General features: G+C 72.6%; 16 protein-coding genes and 1 riboswitch. Of the genes, 12 read left to right on the top strand and 4 right to left on the bottom strand.

Features of this window, described 5'->3' with window-relative positions; all coding sequences use genetic code 11:
• Positions 1-84 precede the first annotated feature (84 nt).
• Positions 85-1,350 (top strand): citrate synthase, encoded by a 1,266-nt coding sequence (locus ACWGIS_RS19370; protein ID WP_453363650.1) that lies wholly within the window; start codon positions 85-87, stop codon positions 1,348-1,350.
• Positions 1,351-1,503: 153 nt separating this feature from the next.
• Complete coding sequence (locus ACWGIS_RS19365) at positions 1,504-2,448, top strand: sucrase ferredoxin (RefSeq protein WP_453363649.1); 945 nt, start codon at positions 1,504-1,506, stop codon at positions 2,446-2,448.
• Between the two features lie 188 nt (positions 2,449-2,636).
• On the opposite strand, the gene ACWGIS_RS19360 is transcribed toward ACWGIS_RS19365, so the two are convergent.
• Positions 2,637-3,158 carry a DUF6082 family protein gene (locus ACWGIS_RS19360; RefSeq protein ID WP_453363648.1) on the bottom strand — a complete coding sequence of 174 codons (522 nt, stop codon included), beginning with the start codon at positions 3,156-3,158 and terminating at the stop codon, positions 2,637-2,639.
• A 419-nt stretch (positions 3,159-3,577) separates the two neighbouring features.
• Here ACWGIS_RS19360 and ACWGIS_RS19355 point away from each other — a divergent pair, with 419 nt between their 5' ends.
• The gene (locus ACWGIS_RS19355) at positions 3,578-4,816 is read left to right on the top strand and encodes a CobW family GTP-binding protein (protein WP_453363727.1); all 1,239 of its coding nucleotides are present in this window, start codon (positions 3,578-3,580) and stop codon (positions 4,814-4,816) included.
• A gap of 7 nt (positions 4,817-4,823) precedes the next feature.
• Here the strand turns inward: ACWGIS_RS19355 and ACWGIS_RS19350 are convergent, their stop codons facing one another.
• A complete protein-coding gene (locus ACWGIS_RS19350) occupies positions 4,824-7,280 on the bottom strand; it encodes a DNA gyrase/topoisomerase IV subunit A (protein ID WP_453363647.1) in 2,457 nt (818 codons plus the stop codon).
• Between the two features lie 454 nt (positions 7,281-7,734).
• Between ACWGIS_RS19350 and ACWGIS_RS19345 the strand changes: the two genes are divergently transcribed.
• The 4 genes from ACWGIS_RS19345 (at position 7,735) to ACWGIS_RS19330 (ending at position 12,575) form a co-directional block, all read left to right on the top strand.
• Complete coding sequence (locus tag ACWGIS_RS19345; RefSeq protein WP_453363646.1) at positions 7,735-9,093, top strand: M16 family metallopeptidase; 1,359 nt, start codon at positions 7,735-7,737, stop codon at positions 9,091-9,093.
• On the top strand, positions 9,090-10,478 hold the full coding sequence (locus ACWGIS_RS19340) for a M16 family metallopeptidase (RefSeq protein ID WP_453363645.1): 1,389 nt from the start codon (positions 9,090-9,092) through the stop codon (positions 10,476-10,478). The genes ACWGIS_RS19345 and ACWGIS_RS19340 overlap by 4 nt, the downstream gene beginning before the upstream one ends.
• Positions 10,479-10,754: 276 nt before the next feature.
• Positions 10,755-10,917: riboswitch (cyclic di-AMP (ydaO/yuaA leader) on the top strand.
• 12 nt (positions 10,918-10,929) lie between these two features.
• Positions 10,930-11,694, top strand: coding sequence for a M23 family metallopeptidase (locus ACWGIS_RS19335; RefSeq protein WP_453363644.1), 765 nt, complete (start codon positions 10,930-10,932; stop codon positions 11,692-11,694).
• Between the two features lie 185 nt (positions 11,695-11,879).
• On the top strand, positions 11,880-12,575 hold the full coding sequence (locus ACWGIS_RS19330) for a GntR family transcriptional regulator (protein ID WP_453363643.1): 696 nt from the start codon (positions 11,880-11,882) through the stop codon (positions 12,573-12,575).
• 263 nt (positions 12,576-12,838) lie between these two features.
• On the opposite strand, the gene ACWGIS_RS19325 is transcribed toward ACWGIS_RS19330, so the two are convergent.
• On the bottom strand, positions 12,839-13,120 hold the full coding sequence (locus ACWGIS_RS19325; RefSeq protein WP_453363642.1) for an HPr family phosphocarrier protein: 282 nt from the start codon (positions 13,118-13,120) through the stop codon (positions 12,839-12,841).
• Between the two features lie 203 nt (positions 13,121-13,323).
• On the opposite strand from ACWGIS_RS19325, the gene ACWGIS_RS19320 reads away from it, so the two are divergent.
• From ACWGIS_RS19320 to ACWGIS_RS19305, 4 genes are all read left to right on the top strand, one after another.
• On the top strand, positions 13,324-16,203 hold the full coding sequence (locus ACWGIS_RS19320; protein ID WP_453363641.1) for a bifunctional acetate--CoA ligase family protein/GNAT family N-acetyltransferase: 2,880 nt from the start codon (positions 13,324-13,326) through the stop codon (positions 16,201-16,203).
• 92 nt (positions 16,204-16,295) lie between these two features.
• A complete protein-coding gene (locus tag ACWGIS_RS19315) occupies positions 16,296-16,883 on the top strand; it encodes a DUF5998 family protein (protein WP_356173768.1) in 588 nt (195 codons plus the stop codon).
• Positions 16,883-18,070 carry an alkaline phosphatase family protein gene (locus ACWGIS_RS19310; protein ID WP_453363640.1) on the top strand — a complete coding sequence of 396 codons (1,188 nt, stop codon included), beginning with the start codon at positions 16,883-16,885 and terminating at the stop codon, positions 18,068-18,070. Before ACWGIS_RS19315 ends, ACWGIS_RS19310 begins: the two co-directional genes overlap by 1 nt.
• Positions 18,071-18,137: 67 nt before the next feature.
• On the top strand, positions 18,138-18,785 hold the full coding sequence (locus tag ACWGIS_RS19305; RefSeq protein ID WP_453363639.1) for a thymidine kinase: 648 nt from the start codon (positions 18,138-18,140) through the stop codon (positions 18,783-18,785).
• Between the two features lie 20 nt (positions 18,786-18,805).
• Here the strand turns inward: ACWGIS_RS19305 and ACWGIS_RS19300 are convergent, their stop codons facing one another.
• Positions 18,806-19,615, bottom strand: coding sequence for a VOC family protein (locus ACWGIS_RS19300; protein ID WP_453363638.1), 810 nt, complete (start codon positions 19,613-19,615; stop codon positions 18,806-18,808).
• 324 nt (positions 19,616-19,939) lie between these two features.
• On the opposite strand from ACWGIS_RS19300, the gene ACWGIS_RS19295 reads away from it, so the two are divergent.
• A complete protein-coding gene (locus tag ACWGIS_RS19295) occupies positions 19,940-20,767 on the top strand; it encodes a sulfurtransferase (protein WP_453363637.1) in 828 nt (275 codons plus the stop codon).
• Positions 20,768-20,818 lie beyond the last annotated feature (51 nt).

Raw genomic sequence — 20,818 nt, 5'->3', positions numbered from 1 at the left:
ACTGTCCATGCTTGACTCAATTGTTGTCAACATTGATTGCATCAATGTGAATCAACCCAGTCGAGATATGGATACGGTGACGCCATGAGGGATCAGGAACCGTCGACTCCCAGCCACGACACGGGACGGCGGCTCAACACCAAGGAGACCGCCGAACTGCTCGGCGTGAAGCCCGAGACCGTCTACGCCTACGTGAGCCGAGGCCAGCTCACCAGCCGGCGCGACCCGGGCGGGCGCGGAAGCACCTTCGACGCCCAGGAGGTCGAGGCGCTCGCGCGGCGCAACAGGCGTGACGGCACCGGGAGTCCGAGCGCGGCAGGTGAGCTGTCGGTCCGTACCCGCATCACCTTGATCGACACGGACCGGTACTACTTCCGCGGCGTCGACGCGACCGAACTGGCCACCCGGTACTCCTACGAGGAGATCGCCGAGTGGCTGTGGACGGGAGAACTGCGCCGCGGCGTCACGTTCACCGCCCCAGAAACCTCCGTCGCCCTGGCGCGCCGGGCTGTCGAGTCCCTGCCCGAACACAGCGGCCCGACCGACAGGTTGCGGGTCGCCGCGATCGCGGCCGCGGCCGCGGACCCGCTGCGCTTCGACCTCTCCGAGGAGGCGGTTCTCGGCACCGCGCGCACGCTCATCCCCACCCTCGTCGCGGCCCTCCCGCCGAAGCGGCGCGACCACCGAGACCACGGACCGCTGGCCCACAGGCTGTGGGCACGGCTCAGCGGCCGCACGCCTGACGATCCGTCATTGCGCGTACTCAACACGGCGCTCGGGCTGCTCGTCGACCACGATCTCGCCGCCTCGACCCTCGCGGTCCGGGTCGCCGCGTCCGCCCGGGCGCACGCCTACGCGGCCGTCTCCGCGGGCCTCGGCGTCCTCGAAGGCCCCCTGCACGGTGCGGCCAGTGGCCTCGCGCACCGGCTGCTCCTGGAGGTTCTGGACAGGGGGACCGCCGTCCCGGTGATCGCCGACGAGTTGCGCGCCGGTCGCCGTATTCCAGGGCTCGGGCACCGTCTTTACCAAGGGGAGGATCCCCGCGCGCGTGCCCTCTTCGCCCTCCTGGAGGACGTGCCGCAGGCGGCGCCGGCCCTCGCGGCCGCCCGGGACGTCGCGACCACCGCGGCCCGTCACACCCCGCTGCACGCCAACGTGGACCTCGCCCTCGCCGTCCTCACCGTCGCCTCCGGGATGCCGTCCACCGCCGGCGAGACGGTCTTCGCCGTCGCGCGCACCGCGGGCTGGATCGCGCACACCCTGGAGGAGTACGGGGAGAGGCCGCTGCGCATGCGGCCCAGCGGGCACTACGTGGGCGCTCGCCCGCCCCAGCCGTTCCCGGGTGAGTGAGCGGAGCGAGTGAGCGGGCCCTTTCGGGAAACCCGGTCGCCACCTCGCGGCGAGGGTGTACCGGATATAACCTCGTACGCCGGGTATGGGGTTTATGTGCCCCCATGGGGCCGCTGGAAGCCGTTCAACCGAACTCAGGTTAGGCTCACCTCTGTGAGTACGTGCACGACCGCGTCCCGGGAGCTCGACGAGCCCCTCGCGGGCACCGCGGCCACCGCGAGAACCTGGCTGCTGCTGGAGCAGCCGGGACCCTGGGGTGCCAAGGCGCTCACCTCGAGCCACCTGGATCCCGCACTGGGGCGTGCCCTCGAAGCCGCCGCCAAGGGCACGGGCGTACGTATCGCACTCATTCGGCGTCCCGGCCGTCACGCCGACTGCGGCACGCCCACCGAGCGTCAGGTGTACGCGGCGCACACCGTCCCCGGGAACGCGTGGCTGCGCAGCGCCACGGTGTCCGATCCGCAGCAGCTCCTCGACCTCGACTTCGCCGCGCTCGGCGGGGGCGACCACCACACCTTCGACTCGGCCCTGCGAGGCGGGCCGCACACCGCCGCCCCGCTCGCGCTCGTCTGCACCAACGGCAAGCGTGACCGCTGCTGCGCGCTCCTCGGGCGCCCTCTCGCGGCCGAACTCGCGGCGTCCGGTGTCACGGGCGCCTGGGAGGTCACCCATCTCGGCGGCCACCGCTTCTCACCCACCCTGCTCGTCCTGCCGTTCGGCTACGCCTACGGGCGGCTCGGAGCCCACCAGGTCAAGGAAGTGCTCCAGGGCGTTCGGGAGGGACGTGTCGTCACCCACGGGTGCCGCGGAAGCTCCGCCTGGGAGCGTCCCGCACAGGCCGCCGAACTCGCGGTGCGCACCGCGACCGGGGAGCACGCCGCGGACGCGCTGACCGTCCTGCGGACGGACGGGGCGGCACCGCGCTGGGAGGTGACGATCGCCCACGCGGACGGCCGGCTCTGGCGTGTCGTCGTCGCCATGGGCGCGTCCGAGCCACCCCGCGAGGAGAGCTGCGGCTCGCCACTCGGGTCCCCGGCCCGCATGGATGTCGTGGCGGTACGGGAACTGCATCGGGCGGATCTTCCCGTACCGCACTGACTCCGTTCGCCTGCATGACGCATGACACCTGCTGTCCGCCGCCTGACGCTCGGCTGCTGCCTGCCGGCTGATGCCTGATGCCTGACGGTCTGAGGGCGGGTGATCGGGTCCCGGGCGTACCAAGGGCGCGCCACGTGCATACCGAAGGCGGGTGGACCGCGCCACGTGCATACCGAGGCTGGCGCGTGTCACTCCTCGGGTGGTTGCCCGATGACCCACCAGACGTCGAGGTCTCCGTCGTCGGGTTCCTGGACGAGGTCATCCATGTTCTGGACCAACTCGTCCATCATCCGACCGAGTTCGGCCTCCTCCGATGCCCCGGGCAGGCTCTTCCGGTGGTGGCGGGTGGCTGCCCAGTACTCACGGAAGATGTGGTTGCGGCACATCACCCGCAGGTGCCCGTACAGTTCCGGCAGGCTGAGGGCGCCGATGCGGTGGAAATACAGTGCGTTGACGTAGAGGGCGTTCGCGAACAGGTACTGGCGCTGCTTCTCGGCGGGAACGGCGCTCTCGTAGGTGTCCAGGACGGCGGCGAGCGCCGGATCGGCCATGGCCTTGCACAGCAGGTCGAAGTGGAGCCGGTGCTGCTCGGCGAGGATGGCGCGCCTGCGCTGCCTGGTGCTCCGCTCCGCGACGGCATGTGCGGCGAGCGCGAGCTTGGACCTGGTGGCGGAACCCAGCCTCCGCACCCCGGAACTCTGTGTGGCCATGTCAACCCCCGAATCAGGCGACCGTCCGCCGGTCGTCGGGTGTGGGGCGACAGGGAGCGGACCGGCGAGCGATGGGCGGCGCTTGCCGTCTCCCAGTTTTGCCGAGCGGCTCTGATCGGCAGGGAGGCGGAGAGGAGGCGCACGGAGGGAAGTGCGGGTTGCGTACCCCGGCGCCATGCCCAACGTGTGCCCCGCGAGCGCTGCTAACAATCGTTCACTCAGCGCCGTTTCCTCCCGCTCGTATCCTGGTCCGGCATTCGTTTCGCGCACGAAAGCCGGTCCACGAGCCGGTGCACGCTCAGGTACAGAGAGGGCGCATGTCGAGCCAGCCGAGCCAGCCGACCCAGCCGACCCAGGGGAGTCAGCCGAGTGAGCCGAGCCAGACGGGACAGTCGAGCCAGTCAAGCCACGCGAGTGAGCTGAGCCAGCCCAGTCAGCCGGGTCAGCCGAGTGGGCCGGGCCAGTCGGGTCGGCCGAGCCGGCCGAGTCCGCAGATTCCGGTCGTCGTCCTCGCGGGTTTCCTGGGCTCGGGCAAGACCACCCTGCTCAACCATCTGCTGCACCACAGCGGAGGCAGCCGTATCGGGGCGATCGTCAACGACTTCGGGGCGATCGAGATCGACGCCATGGCCGTCGCCGGGGCGCTGGGCGACTCCACCGTCGCCCTCGGGAACGGCTGCCTGTGCTGCGCCGTCGACGCCGGTGAGCTCGACGACTACCTGGAGCGGCTCGCCAGGCCCTCGGCCGGGATCGACGTCATCGTCATCGAGGCGAGCGGGCTGGCGGAGCCGCAGGAACTCGTGCGGATGGTGCTGGCCAGCGAGAACCCGCGCGTCGTCTACGGCGGGCTCGTCGAGGTCGTGGACGCCGCCGAGTTCGATGCTACGCGGGCCAGGCACCCCGAGATCGAGCGGCACCTCGCCCTGGCCGACCTCGTCGTCGTCAACAAACTCGACCGAACCGTCGTGGGGCGGCAAGGGCACACCGACGGCTCGAACGGCTCGAACGGCTCGAACGGCGCGAATGGCTCCGACGGCCCCGACGGGTCGAACGGCCCCGACGGCCCGCGCTCCGGGGACGCGCCCGTCACCGACGGTGAGCGCGTGCTCCGGACCGTCCGGGAGCTCGCCGGCCGCGCCGCCGTCGTACCGGCGGCCTTCGGGCGTGTCGACCCCGAGTTCCTCTTCGACTGCAGGCCGTCCGAGGAGCGCATCGGGCAGTTGTCCTTCGACGACCTCCACGTCCACGCGGAAGGAGACCCGGGCGGGGACGGCGGGGACCACGGCGGGCATCTGCACTCCGCCTACGAGTCGTTGTCCTTCACCTCCGGCGTCCCGCTCGCGCCCCGCCGCCTGATGGACTTCCTCGACAGCAGGCCCGAGGGGCTCTACCGCATCAAGGGGTACGTCGACTTCGGCCCGGCCGACCCGCGCAACCGGTACGCCGTGCACGCCGTCGGGCGCTTCCTGCGCTTCTACCCGGAGCCCTGGACGGGGACCGGGGAGCGGCTGACCCAGCTCGTGCTCATCGGGGCCGGCATCGACACCCGCGCGCTCGGCAAGGAACTGGAGGCGTGCAAGGAGGACGCCCCGCACGCCGATGAGCACAGCATGTGGGGCGTCCTCCGCTACGTACAGGAGCAGGATCCGCGGGAGTGACGAGCGGTCACACCGGTCCGGCCACCACCGCCACCGTCTTCGCCAGGGACACGCCCGAGCCGTCGCGGCGCGGGTCCATCTCGGGCAGCTCGGCCGGTGTGCCGTTCTTCTGCGCGGCCCGCGCCGGGGCGGGACCGGCCCAGGCCAGCGACAGGCAGTCCTCGCCCTTCAGGAACCGCTGGCAGCGGACACCGCCCGTGGCGCGGCCCTTGCGCGGGTACTGGTCGAAGGGGGTCAGCTTGGCGGTCGTCTGGACCGAGTCGTCCAGGGTGCCGCGCGAGCCCGCCACCGTGAAGACCACCGCGTCCGCGGCGGGGTCGACCGCCGTGAACGAGATGACCTTGGCGCCCTCGGTGAGCTTGATGCCGGTCATACCGCCCGCGGGGCGGCCCTGCGGGCGGACGTGCGCCGCCTGGTAGCGCAGCAACTGGGCGTCGTCGGTGATGAAGACGAGGTCCTCGTCGCCGGTGCTCAGCTCGACGGCTCCGACGATGCGGTCGCCCTCCTTGAGCGTGATGACCTCCAGCTCGCCCTTGTTCGACGGGTAGTCCGGGACGACGCGCTTGACGACGCCCTGCGCCGTGCCGATCGCGAGGCCCGGCGACGACTCGTCCAGCGTCATCAGGCAGACCACCGTCTCGTCCGCCTCCAGGGAGGGCAGGAACTCCGAGATCGGCGCGCCCCCGGAGAGGTTCGGCGCCGTCGCCGAGTCCGGCAGCTGCGGGAGGTCGATGACGTTCAGGCGGAGCAGGCGGCCGGAGGAGGTGACCGCGCCGATCTCGCCACGGGCCGTCGCCGGCACCGAGGAGACGATCACGTCGTGCTTGGTGCGCTTGCCGTCCGCGTCCTCCGCGAAGGGGTCGCCGTTCGCCGTGCGGGCGAGCAGGCCCGTGGAGGACAGCAGGACCCGGCACGGGTCGTCGGCGACCTGGAGGGGGACGGTGGCCGCCGGGGAACCGGCGGACGCCAGCAGCACCGTGCGCCGGTCGGTGCCGAACTTCTTGGCCACGGAGGCCAGTTCGCCGGAGACCAGCTTGCGCAGCTCCGCGTCCGACTCCAGGATGCCGGTCAGTTCGTCGATCTCGCCGTTCAGCCGGTCGCGCTCGGTCTCCAGCTCGATGCGGTCGAACCGGGTGAGCCGGCGCAGCGGCGTGTCCAGGATGTACTGCGTCTGGATGTCGCTGAGCGAGAAGCGCCCGATCAGACGCTCCTTGGCCTGGGCCGAGTTGTCGCTGGAGCGGATCAGCCGGATGACCTCGTCGATGTCGATCAGGGCGATCAGGAGCCCGTCGACGAGGTGCAGCCGGTCGCGCTTCTTGGTGCGCCGGAACTCGCTGCGCCGGCGTACGACGTCGAAGCGGTGGTCCAGGTAGACCTCGAGCAGTTCCTTGAGGCCCAGGGTGAGGGGCTGGCCGTCGACCAGCGCCACGTTGTTGATGCCGAAGGACTCCTCCATCGGCGTCAGCTTGTAGAGCTGTTCGAGGACGGCCTCCGGCACGAAGCCGTTCTTGATCTCGATGACCAGGCGCAGTCCGTGCGAGCGGTCGGTGAGGTCCTTGACGTCGGCGATGCCCTGCAGCTTCTTCGCGCCGACCAGGTCCTTGATCTTGGCGATGACCTTCTCGGGGCCCACGGTGAAGGGCAGTTCGGTGACGACGAGGCCCTTGCGGCGCGGTGTCACGTTCTCCACGGCGACCGTGGCGCGGATCTTGAAGGTGCCGCGGCCCGTCTCGTACGCGTCCCTGATCCCGGAGAGACCGACGATCCGTCCGCCGGTGGGCAGGTCGGGGCCGGGGACGTACTTCATCAGCGTGTCCAGGTCGGCGCCCGGGTGGCGGATCAGGTGGCGGGCGGCCGCGATGACCTCGCCGAGGTTGTGCGGCGGCATGTTCGTCGCCATGCCGACGGCGATGCCGGAGGCGCCGTTGACCAGAAGGTTCGGGTACGCCGCCGGGAGGACGCCGGGCTCCTGCTCCTGCCCGTCGTAGTTCGGGGCGAAGTCGACGGTGTTCTCGTCGATCGACTCCGTCATCAGGGACGTGGCGTCGGCCATCCGGCACTCGGTGTACCGCATGGCGGCGGGCGGGTCGTCGTTGCCCAGGGAGCCGAAGTTGCCGTGGCCGTCGACCAGGGGGAGCCGCATGGAGAAGGGCTGCGCCAGCCGCACCAGGGCGTCGTAGATCGACGCGTCGCCGTGCGGGTGCAGCTTGCCCATGACCTCGCCGACGACGCGGGCGCACTTCACGTAACCGCGGTCGGGGCGCAGGCCCATCTCGTTCATCTGGTAGACGATGCGGCGGTGCACGGGCTTGAGGCCGTCACGTGCGTCCGGCAGGGCGCGCGAGTAGATGACCGAGTACGCGTACTCGAGGAAGGAGCCCTGCATCTCGTCGACGACGTCGATGTCGAGGATCCGCTCCTCGAAGTCGTCGGGCGGCGGGGTCTTCGTGCTGCGGCGGGCCATCGCTGCTGCGGCTCCTTCACCAACATGAACGGGATCTGACGCGCACCATTGTGGACCGCCGCACTGACAACGCCGACCACGACCCGTCCTTAAGGGCCCCGGGCAGGGCCGTGGACCCGCACCCGCCGGGCGCGCGCACCCCGTCCCCAGCAGCACACCCGCCACCTGCCGTGGCCCCCGGTCCACTCCCTCCGGCCACGCCGTCCGACCCTCCGGACCCCCGCACCCCGACCCGCCGGGACCTTCCCGTCCCGCCCCGGACCGCCCCCTCCGTCCCGGCCGGCGTCCGCTCGGGCGGCCGGCCCCTCCGGTTCGCACAACGGTCCGCCCCGGCGCCACGGAAGTCTCGCTGTGGGCGTACGGGGTGCGGGAACTTCGCCAGGCGTCCGCGCGCTTGCATACAGTGGCAGGACCGGCAGGGATTCTGCAGTTTTCCGCGATCGAAGGGACGTACATGCCCATGGGTCACACGGCCACAGCTGAGGCAGGCTCCGGCGGCCTGACAGCGACCGAGCACCGCCTGGCCAACGGCCTGCGCGTGGTGCTCTCCGAGGACCACCTGACCCCGGTCGCGGCGGTGTGCCTCTGGTACGACGTCGGTTCGCGCCACGAGGTCAAGGGCCGTACCGGCCTCGCCCACCTCTTCGAGCACCTGATGTTCCAGGGCTCCGGCCAGGTGAAGGGCAACGGCCACTTCGAGCTCGTCCAGGGCGCGGGCGGCTCGCTGAACGGCACGACGAGCTTCGAGCGCACCAACTACTTCGAGACCATGCCCGCGCACCAGCTGGAGCTCGCCCTCTGGCTGGAGGCCGACCGCATGGGCTCGCTCCTCGCCGCACTCGACGAGGAGTCCATGGAGAACCAGCGGGACGTCGTCAAGAACGAGCGCAGGCAGCGCTACGACAACGTGCCCTACGGCACCGCGTTCGAGAAGCTGACCGCCCTCGCGTACCCGGAGGGTCACCCGTACCACCACACCCCGATCGGGTCGATGGCGGACCTGGACGCGGCCACCCTGGAGGACGCCCGCGCGTTCTTCCGCACCTACTACGCGCCCAACAACGCGGTGCTGTCGGTCGTCGGGGACATTGACCCGGAGCAGACGCTCGTCTGGGTCGAGAAGTACTTCGGTTCCATCGCCGGGCACGACGGCAAGCCCGCCCCGCGCGACGGCTCCCTGCCGGAGGTCATCGGCGAGCAGCTGCGCGAGGTCGTCGAGGAGGAGGTCCCGGCCCGCGCGCTGATGGCCGCCTACCGCCTCCCCGAGGACGGCACGCGCGCGTGCGACGCGGCCGACGTGGCGCTCACCGTCCTCGGCGGCGGCGAGTCGTCCCGGCTCTACAACCGCCTCGTACGCCGGGACCGTACCGCCGTCGCGGCCGGGTTCGGCCTGCTGCGGCTCGCCGGGGCGCCCTCCCTGGGGTGGCTCGACGTGAAGACGTCCGGCGACGTCGAGGTGCCGGTCATCGAGGCGGCCGTGGACGAGGAGCTCGCCCGGTTCGCCGAGGAGGGCCCCACCGCCGAGGAGATGGAGCGCGCCCAGGCCCAGTTGGAGCGCGAGTGGCTGGACCGGCTCAGCACGGTCGCCGGCCGCGCCGACGAACTGTGCCGCTACGCCGTCCTGTTCGGCGACCCGCAGCTGGCCCTGACCGCCGTGCAGCGGGTGCTCGCCGTCACCCCCGAGGAGGTGCAGGAGGTCGCCAAGGCCCGGCTGCGCCCCGACAACCGCGCGGTGCTCGTCTACGAGCCCGTCGCCGCCGAAGAGGCGCAGGCCGCCGAAGCCACCGACGAGGACGAGGAGTCGGCCAAGTGACCGAGCTCGCGACCATGGAGTTCCACCCGCGTCCCCAGGCGGGCGAGGCCAAGCCGTGGGCGTTCCCGGCGCCCGAGCGCGGCACGCTCGACAACGGCCTGACGCTCCTGCACTGCCACCGCCCCGGCCAGCAGGTCGTCGCCGTCGAGGTGTTCGTCGACGCGCCCCTGGAGGCCGAGCCGGCGGGCCTCGACGGTGTCGCCACGATCATGGCCCGCGCCTTCTCCGAGGGCACCGACAAGCACTCCGCCGAGGACTTCGCCGCCGAGCTGGAGCGCTGCGGCGCCACCCTCGACTCGCACGCCGACCACCCGGGCGTACGCCTGTCCCTCGAAGTCCCGGTCTCCCGGCTGGAGAAGGCGCTCGGGCTGCTCGCCGACGCGCTGCGGGCCCCGGCGTTCGCGGACAGCGAGATCGAGCGGCTGGTGCGCAACCGGCTCGACGAGATCCCGCACGAGGCCGCCAACCCGGCCCGCCGTGCCGCCAAGGAGCTCTCCAAGGAGCTGTTCCCGGCCACCTCGCGCATGTCGCGACCGCGGCAGGGCACCGAGGCGACGGTCCAGAAGATCGACGCGGCGGCCGTCCGCGCCTTCTACGAGAAGCACGTCCGCCCCGCCACCGGCACCGCCGTGATCGTCGGCGACCTCACCGGCGTCGACCTGGACGCGCTGCTCGCGGACACGCTCGGCGCCTGGACGGGCTCGTCGGCCGAGCCGCGCCCGGTGCCGCCGGTGACCGCCGACGACCGGGGCCGGGTGGTCGTCGTCGACCGCCCGGGTGCCGTGCAGACGCAGCTGCTCATCGGCCGCGTCGGAGCCGACCGGCACGACCGGGTGTGGCCCGCCCAGGTGCTCGGCACCTACTGCCTCGGCGGCACGCTCACCTCGCGCCTGGACCGCGTCCTGCGCGAGGAGAAGGGCTACACCTACGGAGTGCGGGCGTTCGGCCAGGTGCTGCGCTCGGCCCCGGACGGCTCGGGCGCCGCGATGCTCGCCATCAGCGGCTCCGTCGACACGCCCAACACGGGTCCCGCCCTGGACGACCTCTGGAAGGTCCTGCGCACGCTCGCCGCGGAGGGTCTGACGGACGCGGAGCGCGATGTGGCCGTGCAGAACCTGGTGGGGGTCGCCCCGCTCAAGTTCGAGACGGCGGCGGCGGTCGCGAGCACGCTCGCGGACCAGGTCGAGCAGCACCTCCCGGACGACTACCAGGCGACCCTCTACCAGCAGCTCGCCGCGACGGGCACGGTGGAGGCCACCGCCGCGGTCGTGAACGCCTTCCCGGTGGACCGGCTGGTGACGGTCCTGGTGGGCGACGCCGCGCAGATCGCGGAGCCCGTCAAGGCGCTCGGCATCGGTGAAGTCACCGTCGTGCGGGCCGAGTAGAGCCCCGCGGAGAGTCGTACCCGCCCGGCAGAGCGGTGCGGAGAACGGGCCCCGGTGACCGAAAGGTCGCCGGGGTCCTCGCGTTTGACCGCCGCCGTCCGGGGTTTCGCGCGCGCTTACCCCGGCTTCGTCCTCAATATGTCCGTATTGCTAGGCGGTTGCCCTTCTGCCCTGTGGCATGCGCTACAAAAACCGCGATCCGTTTGTCGATCGAAAGACGGCCCCCTTAGCGTCGATCCGGCTGTTCGTCAGGCAGTGCGCCGCGTCCGCGGCACCGGACAGTCATCGCCGAGTCCCCGTACGGCGCGAGCCAGGGGAGCCGGGGACCCATCGCAGTCCCTGGGGTGAATCGGGCGTCCTTCCCCGCGGAGGAGGCCCGTAGGAGACCTTCCTGCTCCGAACCCGTCAGCTAACCCGGTAGGCGAGAGGGAAGGAAAGGACCAGCCCCTTCATGGCGTTCACCCGTGCCACCGGGAAGCATCGTCGTCCGAGCCGGATCACGCGGACCACCAAGAGTGCGGCCGGCGTGGCGGCGCTCACCACCACCGGTGTCATCGGAACCCTGGCCGCCCCCGCGTTCGCCGCGGACACCGCCGTCCAGCAGACCGGACTCACCCAGGCCATCACGATCGGCGACACGGTCGCCGAGCAGATCGACGCGCAGGCCGCCGCCCAGCAGCACGCCGCCGAAGAGGCAGCGGCGCTGAAGAAGGCCGAGGAGGCCGCGCGGCAGCGGGCGCTGGCCGAGGTCAAGGAGGAGCGCGCGGCCAAGGCGCGCGCCGCCCGCGCCGCCGAGCGCAAGCGCCTCAACACCTTCGTCTCGCCGATCTCCGGCTCCTACGTCTCCACCGGCTACAAGACCGGCGGCACCCTCTGGTCCTCCGGCAGCCACACCGGCGTCGACTTCCACGCCGCGTCCGGCACCGTGGTCCACGCCGTCGGCGCGGGCACCGTCGTCACGACCGGCTGGGGCGGCGCCTACGGCAACCAGGTCGTCATCAAGATGCACGACGGCACGTACACCATGTACGGCCACCTGTCGTCGATCAGCGTCACCGAGGGGCAGACGGTCACCCCGGGACAGCAGATAGCCCTCTCCGGGTCGACCGGCAACACCACCGGGCCCCACCTCCACTTCGAGGCCCGTACGACGGCCGAGTACGGCTCGGACATCGACCCCGTCTCGTACCTGCGCTCGCACGGCGTCAGCCTCTGACACCGGTACGACTTCAGCAGGCCCCGGCTCGTCGAGCCGGGGCCTTCGTCGTTTCGAACGGCCGTCTGTCCAAAAAATATCCCTGGATTCCGGTCCGCCGTCGGAAATTGACTCCCGCTGCAATAGAGTCACTGAACGGACGTCAATCGACGGCGTTTCGCGAGGATTAAGGCGGAGGTCCGCTCATGCGCATTCCGGCGCACTCGGTATGCACGGCGATCCGTGACGACATCGTCGCGGGTGTCTACGAGCGCGGCGGCCGGCTCACGGAGGAACTGCTCGCCCGCCGCTACGGCGTCTCGCGCGTCCCGGTGCGCGAGGCGCTGCGCACCCTGGAGGCCGAGGGTTTCGTCGTCACGCGGCGGCACGCGGGCGCGTGCGTGGCGGAGCCCACCGAGCAGGAGGCGGCCGACCTCCTGGAGATGCGGATGCTGCTGGAGCCGCTGGGTGCCGCGCGGGCCGCGCAGCGCCGCACCGAGGCCCACCTCAAGGTGCTGCGGGGGCTGGTCAGGCTGGGGCAGGAGCGGGCCAGGAGGGGCCACAGCGAGGATCTGCGGTCCCTGGGGAGCTGGTTCCACGAGACGCTCGCGCAGGCGTCCGGGAGCCCCGCGCTCACGTCGACGCTCGCCCAGCTGCGGCACAAGATCGCCTGGATGTACGCGGTGGACGCCCCGGCCAGCCCCGCGGAGTCCTGGGCGGAGCACGGCGGCATCGTGGACGCCGTCGCCCGCGGGGACAGCGAGCGGGCCCGCGCGATCACCGCGCTGCACACCGAGCGTGCCGGCTCCTCGCACCGCTTCCGCGCGCACGGCCGGGGCGACCTCGCGGACCGTGTGAGGACTTCGCAACATCCCGTAAACACGTCGGGCCTGCGGCATTAACAGAAGCGCCGTATACAAAGAGGGATATGCGGCGGGGAAGTAATTCCGCTGCCTTCTTTTCCGTGCGCCGCCAATTCACGGGGGCGCCTTTTCCGCATGCTCCGGACGTCGGGTTCGGGCCGTGCGCGGAAAAGGCCGGGGGCGGTGTACGGAAAAGGCCCGGACGGGAGTGGGGGACTTCCGGCGGGTGCACGGAAAGCAGCGAAGCCGCGTCGGCCCGGTCCGGGCCGACGCGGCTTCGCCGCACGCGGGTGTCCGCGGGGTCAGACGGTCTCGGGAAGCTCGTCGAGACCCTCGGAGACCAGCTTGGCCAGACGGTCGAGCGCGGCGTCCGCACCCTCGGCGCCGGAGGCGAGGACGATCTCCTCGCCGCCGTGGGCGCCCAGGCCGAGGACCGCGAGCATCGACGCGGCGTTGACGGGGTCGCCGTCCGCCTTGGCGATCGTCACGGGGACGCCGGAGGCCGTGGCCGCCCGGACGAAGATGGAGGCGGGGCGGGCGTGGAGGCCCTCGGCCCAGCCGACGTTGACGCGGCGCTCAGCCATGTGATGCTGCCCTTCGAGTGTTTCAGGGTTGTCTAGACCAGTGTCCCATACGGTGGAGCGTGTCCCGGCGGCCCGCGAACGGGGCCCGGACGGACTCCGCCTCCAGGATGCCCCCGAAGCCGCCGCCGGACCCGCCCCCGGGGGGTGTCGCGCCCTCGGCCTGCCCCGCGACGGTGTCGGACCCGAGCCGTACGCTGGGCCCCATGCAGACGTCGTCGGACCGGCACGAGTACCCCGCCCACTGGGAGGCCGACGTGGTGCTGCGCGACGGCGGCACCGCGCGGATCCGGCCCATCACCGTCGACGACGCCGAACGGCTGGTCAGCTTCTACGAGCAGGTTTCGGACGAGTCGAAGTACTACCGCTTCTTCGCGCCCTACCCGCGCCTGTCCGCCAAGGACGTCCGCCGCTTCACCCACCACGACTTCGTGGACCGCGTCGGACTCGCGGCCACCATCGGCGGCGAGTTCATCGCCACCGTGCGCTACGACCGCATCACCGCCGACGGACTGCCCGCCTCCTCCCACCCCGCGCCCGCCGGCCCCGACGGCGGGGAGGCGCCCCCCGTCTCCGAGGAGGCCGAGGTCGCCTTCCTCGTCCAGGACGCCCACCAGGGGCGCGGCGTCGCCTCGGCCCTCCTGGAACACATCGCGGCGGTGGCCAGGGAGCGCGGCATCCGCAGGTTCGCCGCCGAGGTGCTGCCGGCCAACAGCAAGATGATCAAGGTGTTCACGGACGCCGGGTACCAGCAGAAGCGCAGCTTCGAGGACGGCGTCGTCCGCCTGGAGTTCGGCCTGGAGCCGACGGACCGCTCGCGCGCCGTCCAGTGGGCCCGGGAGCAGCGGGCCGAGGCGCGGTCCGTGCAGCGGCTGCTCGCACCGGGCTCGGTGGCCGTGATCGGAGCGGGCCGCACACCCGGGGGAGTCGGCCGCAGCGTCCTGGACAACCTGCGCGACGCCGGCTTCACCGGCCGCCTGTACGCGGTCAACCGGGCGTTCGAGGAGAAGGAGCTGGAGGGCGTCCCGGCCCACCGCTCCGTCCGGGAGATCGCCGAGCCCGTCGACCTGGCGGTCGTCGCCGTCCCCGCGGAACACGTGCCCGGGATCGTCGCCGAATGCGGCGAGCACGGCGTGCAGGGACTCGTCGTGGTCTCCGCCGGATACGCGGAGAGCGGCCCCGAGGGACGCGAGCGCCAGCGCGAGCTGGTCCGCCAGGCCCGCACGTACGGCATGCGCATCATCGGGCCCAACGCCTTCGGGGTCATCAACACCTCCCCCCGGGTGCGCCTCAACGCCTCACTCGCCCCGGAGATGCCGCGCGCCGGCCGGATCGGCCTGTTCGCCCAGTCGGGGGCCATCGGCATCGCGCTGCTGTCCCGGCTGCACCGGCGCGGCGGCGGCGTCACGGGCGTCACCGGCGTGTCCACGTTCGTCTCGTCCGGCAACCGCGCGGACGTGTCCGGCAACGACGTGCTCCAGTACTGGTACGACGACCCCGACACCGACGTCGCCCTGATGTACCTGGAGTCCATCGGCAACCCCCGCAAGTTCACCCGGCTCGCCCGGCGGACCGCGGCGGCGAAGCCGCTGGTCGTCGTCCAGGGAGCGCGGCACGGCGGGGCGGCCCCGCAGGGCCACGCCGTACGGGCCACCCGGCTCCCGCACGCGACCGTCTCCGCACTGCTGCGGCAGGCCGGCGTCATCCGCGTGGACACGATCACCGAGCTCGTCGACGCGGGCCTGCTGCTGGCCCGCCAGCCCCTCCCGCAGGGCCCCAGGGTCGCGATCCTCGGCAACTCGGAGTCGCTCGGGCTCCTCACCTACGACGCCTGCCTCGCCCAGGGACTGCGCCCGCTGCCCCCGCTGGACCTGACCACGGCGGCCTCGGCGGACGACTTCCACGCCGCGCTGGCCCACGCCCTGGCCGACGACGACTGCGACGCCGTGGTGGTGACCGCCATCCCGGCGGTGGGGGAGACCTCGGCCGCCGACGCGGCGCTGGCCGAGGCGCTGCGCTCCGCCGCCGCGGCGGCCCCCGCCAAACCGGTGCTCGTCGTCCACGTCGAGCTGGGCGGTCTCGCCGAGGCGCTGTCCGCCGCCGCGAGCACCGCCCCCCAGCCGGCCGGCGCCCGGATCTCACCGGCACCCTCCGAACGGACCGCCGGGCCGCCGCGCCCGGCGGAGCGCCCGTCCGGCGACGCCCCCGCCACGAGCCCGGGCCCCCGCCTCATCCCGGCGTACCCCGCCGCCGAGCGGGCCGTCCGCGCCCTCGCCGAGGCGGTGAAGTACGCCCAGTGGCGCCGTGAGGCCGCCGACCCCGGCAAGGTCCCCGAGTGCGAGGACATCGACGAGCGGGGCGCCGCCGCGCTGATCGACGGACTCCTCGCGCACAGCGAAGGGCTCACGCTGGGCCCGGACCAGACGTGCGACCTGCTCGCGCGGTACGGGATCGCCGTCCGCAGAGCCCTGCCCGCGCCCACGCCCGACGACGCCGCCGAGGCCGCCCGCACCCTCGGCTACCCCGTGGCGCTCAAGGCCACCGCCCCGCACCTGCGCCACCGCGCCGACCTGGGAGGCGTCCGGCTCGACCTCGCCGACGAGGAGCAACTGCGGCGGGCGTACGCCGAGTTGACCGAGCTGTTCGGCACGCCGGAGGAGCTGCGGCCGGTCGTCCAGGCCATGGCACCCCGCGGGGTCGACACCGTCGTACGGGCCGTGATCGACCCGGCGGCCGGACCCGTGCTGTCCTTCGGGCTGGCCGGGGCCGCGTCCCAGCTGCTCGGCGACACGGCGCACCGCCTGATCCCGGTCACCGACCGGGAGGCGGCCTCCCTGGTGCGGTCGGTGCGGACGGCGCCGCTCCTGTTCGGCTGGCGCGGCTCCGCGCCCGTCGACACGGCCGCCCTGGAGGAGCTCATGCTGCGCCTCTCGCGGCTGGTCGACGACCACCCCGAGGTCGTCGCGGTCTCCCTGGAGCCGGTCGTCGTCGCGCCGCACGGCCTGAGCGTCCTCGGTGCCACCGTCCGGCTCGCCCGTCCGCCCGCCCGCGACGACCTGGGCCCCCGCACGCTTCCGGTCGTCTGACCCGCCCCGCCGCCGGTGCCGCACGGTCCCGTCCCCGGCCGACACCCGCGAGCGGTGCCTCGCAGCCGGTGCGCCACCGTAGGATGGACGTCATGGCCAAGACCAGTACGACGACCCAGGGGCTGCGAGCGGCGATCGAGCGCAGCGGCTACTACCCGGCTCTCGTGGCCGAGGCGGTGGAAGCCGCCGTCGGCGGCGATGCCGTCAGGTCGTTCCTGGTCCACCAGGAGACGACGTTCGACGCGAACGAGGTCCGCAGGCACGTCACGGTGCTGGTCCTCACCGCCAACCGCTTCATCGTGAGCCACACCGACGAGCAGGCGGCCGACACCACCTCCCCGACGCCGTACGCCACCACGTCGACCGAGTCCGTGAAGCTCAGCCGGATCTCCTCGGTCGTGGTCAGCCGGGTCGTGGCGAACCCCGAGTCGTACGCGCCCGGCACGCTGCCCCGCGAGGTCGTCCTGACCATCGGCTGGGGCGCGGTCTCCCGCATCGACCTGGAGCCGGCGGCCTGCGGCGACCCCAACTGCGAGGCCGACCACGGCTACACCGGCAGCTCCACGGCGGACGACCTGAGCCTGCGCGTCAGCGAGGCCGGGGACGGTCCGGAGACGGTGCGCCAGGCCCTGGCCTTCGCGCAGTCCCTCTCCGAGGCGACCGCGGACGTCACGCGCTGATGGCTCTGCCCGCCTGGGACCACCCGGAACCGCTCGCCCTCGACTCCGCGCCCGTCCCCGAGTACGGCACCGGTTCGCTGGCCGACCTGCTGCCCACGCTCGCCGCGGGCATGGAGGTTCCGGGCGCGACCGTCGCCATACCGGAGCTGACCGCGGCCGACCGCAACTGCGTCTTCCTGATCGACGGTCTCGGCTGGGAGCAGCTGAAGGCGCACCCGGACGAGGCCCCGTTCATGACCTCGCTGCTCGCGTCCTCCCGAGGGGGCACGGGCCGCCCGATCACCGCGGGCTACCCGGCCACCACGGCGACCTCGCTCGCCTCGGTCGGCACGGGCCTGCCGCCCGGCGCGCACGGCCTGCCCGGATACACCGTGCGCAACCCGGACACGGGCGCGCTGATGAACCAGCTGCGCTGGAACCCGTGGACGGAACCGGGCGTCTGGCAGCCCTACCCCACCGTCTTCCAGTTGGCGGACGCGGCCGGCGTGCACACCGCCCAGGTCTCCTCGCCCGGCTTCCAGAACACCCCGCTGACGAAGGTCGCGCTCAGCGGCGGCACCTTCCACGGCCGGCTGACCGGCGAGGAGCGCATGGACTTCGCGGCCGAGCAACTGGCCGCGGGCGACCGCTCCCTGGTCTACACGTACTACGCGGAGGTGGACGGCAAGGGCCACCGCTTCGGCGTCGACTCCGACCCGTGGCGCGGCCAGCTGATGTACGTCGACCGGCTGGTCCAGCGCCTGGCGGAACAGCTGCCGCCGCGCACCGCCCTGTACGTCACCGCCGACCACGGCATGATCGACATCCCCTTCGACGAGCAGCACCGCATCGACTTCGACGAGGACTGGGAGCTGAGCGCCGGCGTCGCCCTGCTGGGCGGCGAGGGCCGCGCCCGCCACGTCTACGCGGTGCCGGGCGCCGCGGCGGACGTGCTGACCTGCTGGCGCGAGGTGCTCGGCGAGCAGTTCTGGGTGGCATCCCGCGACGAGGCCGTCGCGGCGGGCTGGTTCGGACCGCACATCGACGAGCGGGTCTACGGGCGGATCGGCGACGTGGTCGCGGCGGCCCGGGACGACGTCCTGCTCATCGCCTCCGAGCGCGAGCCCAAGGAGTCGGCCATGGTCGGCAACCACGGTTCGATGACCCCCGTCGAACAACTGGTCCCCCTGCTCCAAGTACGCTCCTGAGTCGTCCGCCCGATCCGCAAGCCCCCGAACCCCCGCCGACCTCCCGCCGAAAGGTGCTCGACCCGCCATGCCCGAGCTGGTGTTCTTCTCCGGAACGATGGACTGCGGGAAGTCGACGCTGGCTCTCCAGATCGAGCACAACCGTTCCGCGCGGGGCCTGCAGGGCCTGATCTTCACGCGGGACGACCGCGCCGGTGAGGGCAAGCTCTCCTCCCGGCTGGGGCTGGTCACGGACGCCGTCGAGGTGATGGCGGACCAGGACGTGTACGCGTACGTGGTCGACCACCTCTCGCAGGGCGGCCGCGCGGACTACGTGATCGCGGACGAGGCGCAGTTCCTCGCGCCGGAGCAGATCGACCAGCTGGCGCGCATCGTGGACGACCTCGGCATCGACGTCTTCGCCTTCGGCATCACCACGGACTTCCGCTCCAAGCTCTTCCCCGGCTCCCAGCGCCTGGTGGAGCTGGCCGACCGGGTCGAGGTCCTCCAGGTCGAGGCGCTGTGCTGGTGCGGCGCCCGGGCCACGCACAACGCCCGCACGACGGGCGGCGAGATGGTGGTCGAGGGCGAGCAGGTGGTCGTGGGCGACGTCAACCAGTCCGGCGCCGTCGGCTACGAGGTCCTGTGCCGCCGCCACCACCGGCGCCGTATGACCGCGGCCACCGCCCGCGCCGGCGCCCTGTCCCCGGACGTCCTGCCCATCGCCTCCGCCTGACACCGGCCGCCCGAGGCGGTTCAGGGCGTCGTGTGCAGCACCGAGAACACCGCGCCCTCCAGGTCCGCCACCGTGGCCATCCGGCCGTGCGGTGAGTCGTGCGGCTCCTTCAGGACCCGGCCGCCCAGCTCGACGACGCGGGCGGCGGCGGCCTCGGTGTCGGCGACCTCGAAGTACGTCAGCCAGTGCGCGCCCCGGTCGCGGGGCAGCGCGCGGCCCACGCCGTGGATGCCCGCCACCGGGCGCCCGTCGAGGAGGAGCGTGACGAGGTCGAGGTCGACGTCGGCGGAGCCCGCCGGCTCCCGTTCGAAGCCGAAGACGCCCTGGTAGAACTTGGCGACGCTCGCGCTGTCGCGGGTCAGCAGCTCGTTCCACGCGGGCGTGCCCGGCACACCGGTGATGCCGGTGCCGAGGTGGGCCGCCGCCTGCCAGACGCCGAAGACGGCGCCCGACGGATCGGACGCGATGGCGAGCCGGCCGGCGTCGGCCGCGTCCAGCGGGCCGACCCCGACGGTGCCGCCGGAGTGCCGCACGGTCTCGGCCGTCAGATCCACGTCGTCCGAGGCGAAGTAGGGCGTCCAGGCGACGGGCAGGTGCTGGTCGGGGGGCAGTTGACCGATCCCGGCGACCTCGTGGCCGTCGAGGAGCGCCCGCACGTAGGGGCCGAGCTGCCGGGGGCCCGGCTGGAACTCCCAGCCGAACAGCGCCGCGTAGAAGTCCTGGGTCGCGGCCGTCCCGTGCGCCATCAGGCTCACCCAGCAGGGCGTGCCGGGCGTGCGGCGGGCGTGCGTGGTGCCGTTCAGGCCGGCCGACCCCCATGCCTCGGTCATCGTCACTCTCTTCTCGGCCCCTCGCGGTGGCCGGTCGACTTCCGCCTGTGCATGCGCGTACGCCAGTCGGGTGCTTGCACGCCCCGTGCCGATGTTGGCACCACCGGTCGCACCGTGCGCTCCGGCCGCGCCGCCGGGTGCCGTACTCCCGCAAGAGGATGCCCGATATGAGAGCACTCATCCGTATCCGCGACATTGTCGGCCGGTGACCGTCAGCTGTACAGCATGTGCCCGATCCCATACGCCACGTGATCGGGGCTGTCCGGCGGAGCAGAGTAGCCGGACCTGGACGACGCGGCCACCCCGTGCGCGAGGATGGTGGCCATGAACGTCATCATCTCCGCCGCCGAACTCGCCGACGCGCTGGCCGGGCCGAACCCGCCGGTCCTCCTCGACGTCCGCTACCAGCTGGGCAGCCCGAGCCTGCGGCCCGAGTACGAGAAGGCCCATCTGCCGGGCGCCGTCTTCGTCGATCTGGAGTCGGAGCTGGCTGGTCCGGCGGGTGCCGGGGGCCGCCATCCGCTGCCGGACACCGAGGTGTTCGCCGCCGCGATGCGGGCCGCGGGGGTCTCCGCGCACCGCGACGTCGTGGTGTACGACGGGGGCCTCGGCTGGGCTTCCGCACGTGCGTGGTGGCTGTTGCGCTGGACGGGGCATCCGGCGGTGCGTGTGCTTGACGGCGGACTGGCCGCCTGGGACGGGCCGTTGACGTCCGAGGTGCCGGACCCGGCCCCGGGGGACTTCGAGCCCGCGCCGGGAGGGCTTCCGTTGCTGGACGCGGACGGTGCCGCGGCGCTCGCCCGTACCGGACTGCTCCTCGACGCGCGGGCGGGTGAGCGCTACCGCGGGGAGGTCGAGCCGATCGACCCGGTCGCGGGTCACATCCCCGGCGCGGTCTCGGCGCCGACGTCCGAGAATCTGGCCGAAAGCGGACGCTTCCTGCCCGCCGGGGAACTCGCCGCGCGCTTCCGCGCGCTCGGCGTGACGGAGGGGACGGAGGTCGGCGTGTACTGCGGCTCCGGCGTCTCGGCGGCGCAGCAGGTCCTCGCGCTCGCGATCGCGGGCATTCCGGCGGCCCTGTACGTCGGTTCGTGGTCGGAGTGGTCCCGGGACGCCGCCCGTCCCGTGGCCCTCGGCCCGGACCCCCAGTAGCCGACGACGGGACACGGGAAACGGAAGAGGGGGAGCGCACCCGGCCGGGTG

It is taken from the genome of Streptomyces sp. NPDC054842 (genome assembly GCF_053611025.1).
This window is presented reverse-complemented; position numbering and strand designations above follow the sequence as displayed.

Bases quoted from the DNA above. Each gene is read 5' to 3' on its own strand.
- ACWGIS_RS19370 (WP_453363650.1), top strand. From the start codon at position 85: ATGAGGGATCAGGAACCGTCGACTCCCAGCCACGACACGGGACGGCGG.
- ACWGIS_RS19360 (WP_453363648.1), bottom strand. From the start codon at position 3,158: ATGGCCACACAGAGTTCCGGGGTGCGGAGGCTGGGTTCCGCCACCAGG.
- ACWGIS_RS19350 (WP_453363647.1), bottom strand. From the start codon at position 7,280: ATGGCCCGCCGCAGCACGAAGACCCCGCCGCCCGACGACTTCGAGGAG.
- ACWGIS_RS19345 (WP_453363646.1), top strand. From the start codon at position 7,735: ATGCCCATGGGTCACACGGCCACAGCTGAGGCAGGCTCCGGCGGCCTG.
- ACWGIS_RS19335 (WP_453363644.1), top strand. From the start codon at position 10,930: ATGGCGTTCACCCGTGCCACCGGGAAGCATCGTCGTCCGAGCCGGATC.
- ACWGIS_RS19330 (WP_453363643.1), top strand. From the start codon at position 11,880: ATGCGCATTCCGGCGCACTCGGTATGCACGGCGATCCGTGACGACATC.
- ACWGIS_RS19325 (WP_453363642.1), bottom strand. From the start codon at position 13,120: ATGGCTGAGCGCCGCGTCAACGTCGGCTGGGCCGAGGGCCTCCACGCC.
- ACWGIS_RS19320 (WP_453363641.1), top strand. From the start codon at position 13,324: ATGCAGACGTCGTCGGACCGGCACGAGTACCCCGCCCACTGGGAGGCC.
- ACWGIS_RS19315 (WP_356173768.1), top strand. From the start codon at position 16,296: ATGGCCAAGACCAGTACGACGACCCAGGGGCTGCGAGCGGCGATCGAG.
- ACWGIS_RS19310 (WP_453363640.1), top strand. From the start codon at position 16,883: ATGGCTCTGCCCGCCTGGGACCACCCGGAACCGCTCGCCCTCGACTCC.
- ACWGIS_RS19305 (WP_453363639.1), top strand. From the start codon at position 18,138: ATGCCCGAGCTGGTGTTCTTCTCCGGAACGATGGACTGCGGGAAGTCG.
- ACWGIS_RS19300 (WP_453363638.1), bottom strand. From the start codon at position 19,615: ATGACCGAGGCATGGGGGTCGGCCGGCCTGAACGGCACCACGCACGCC.
- ACWGIS_RS19295 (WP_453363637.1), top strand. From the start codon at position 19,940: ATGAACGTCATCATCTCCGCCGCCGAACTCGCCGACGCGCTGGCCGGG.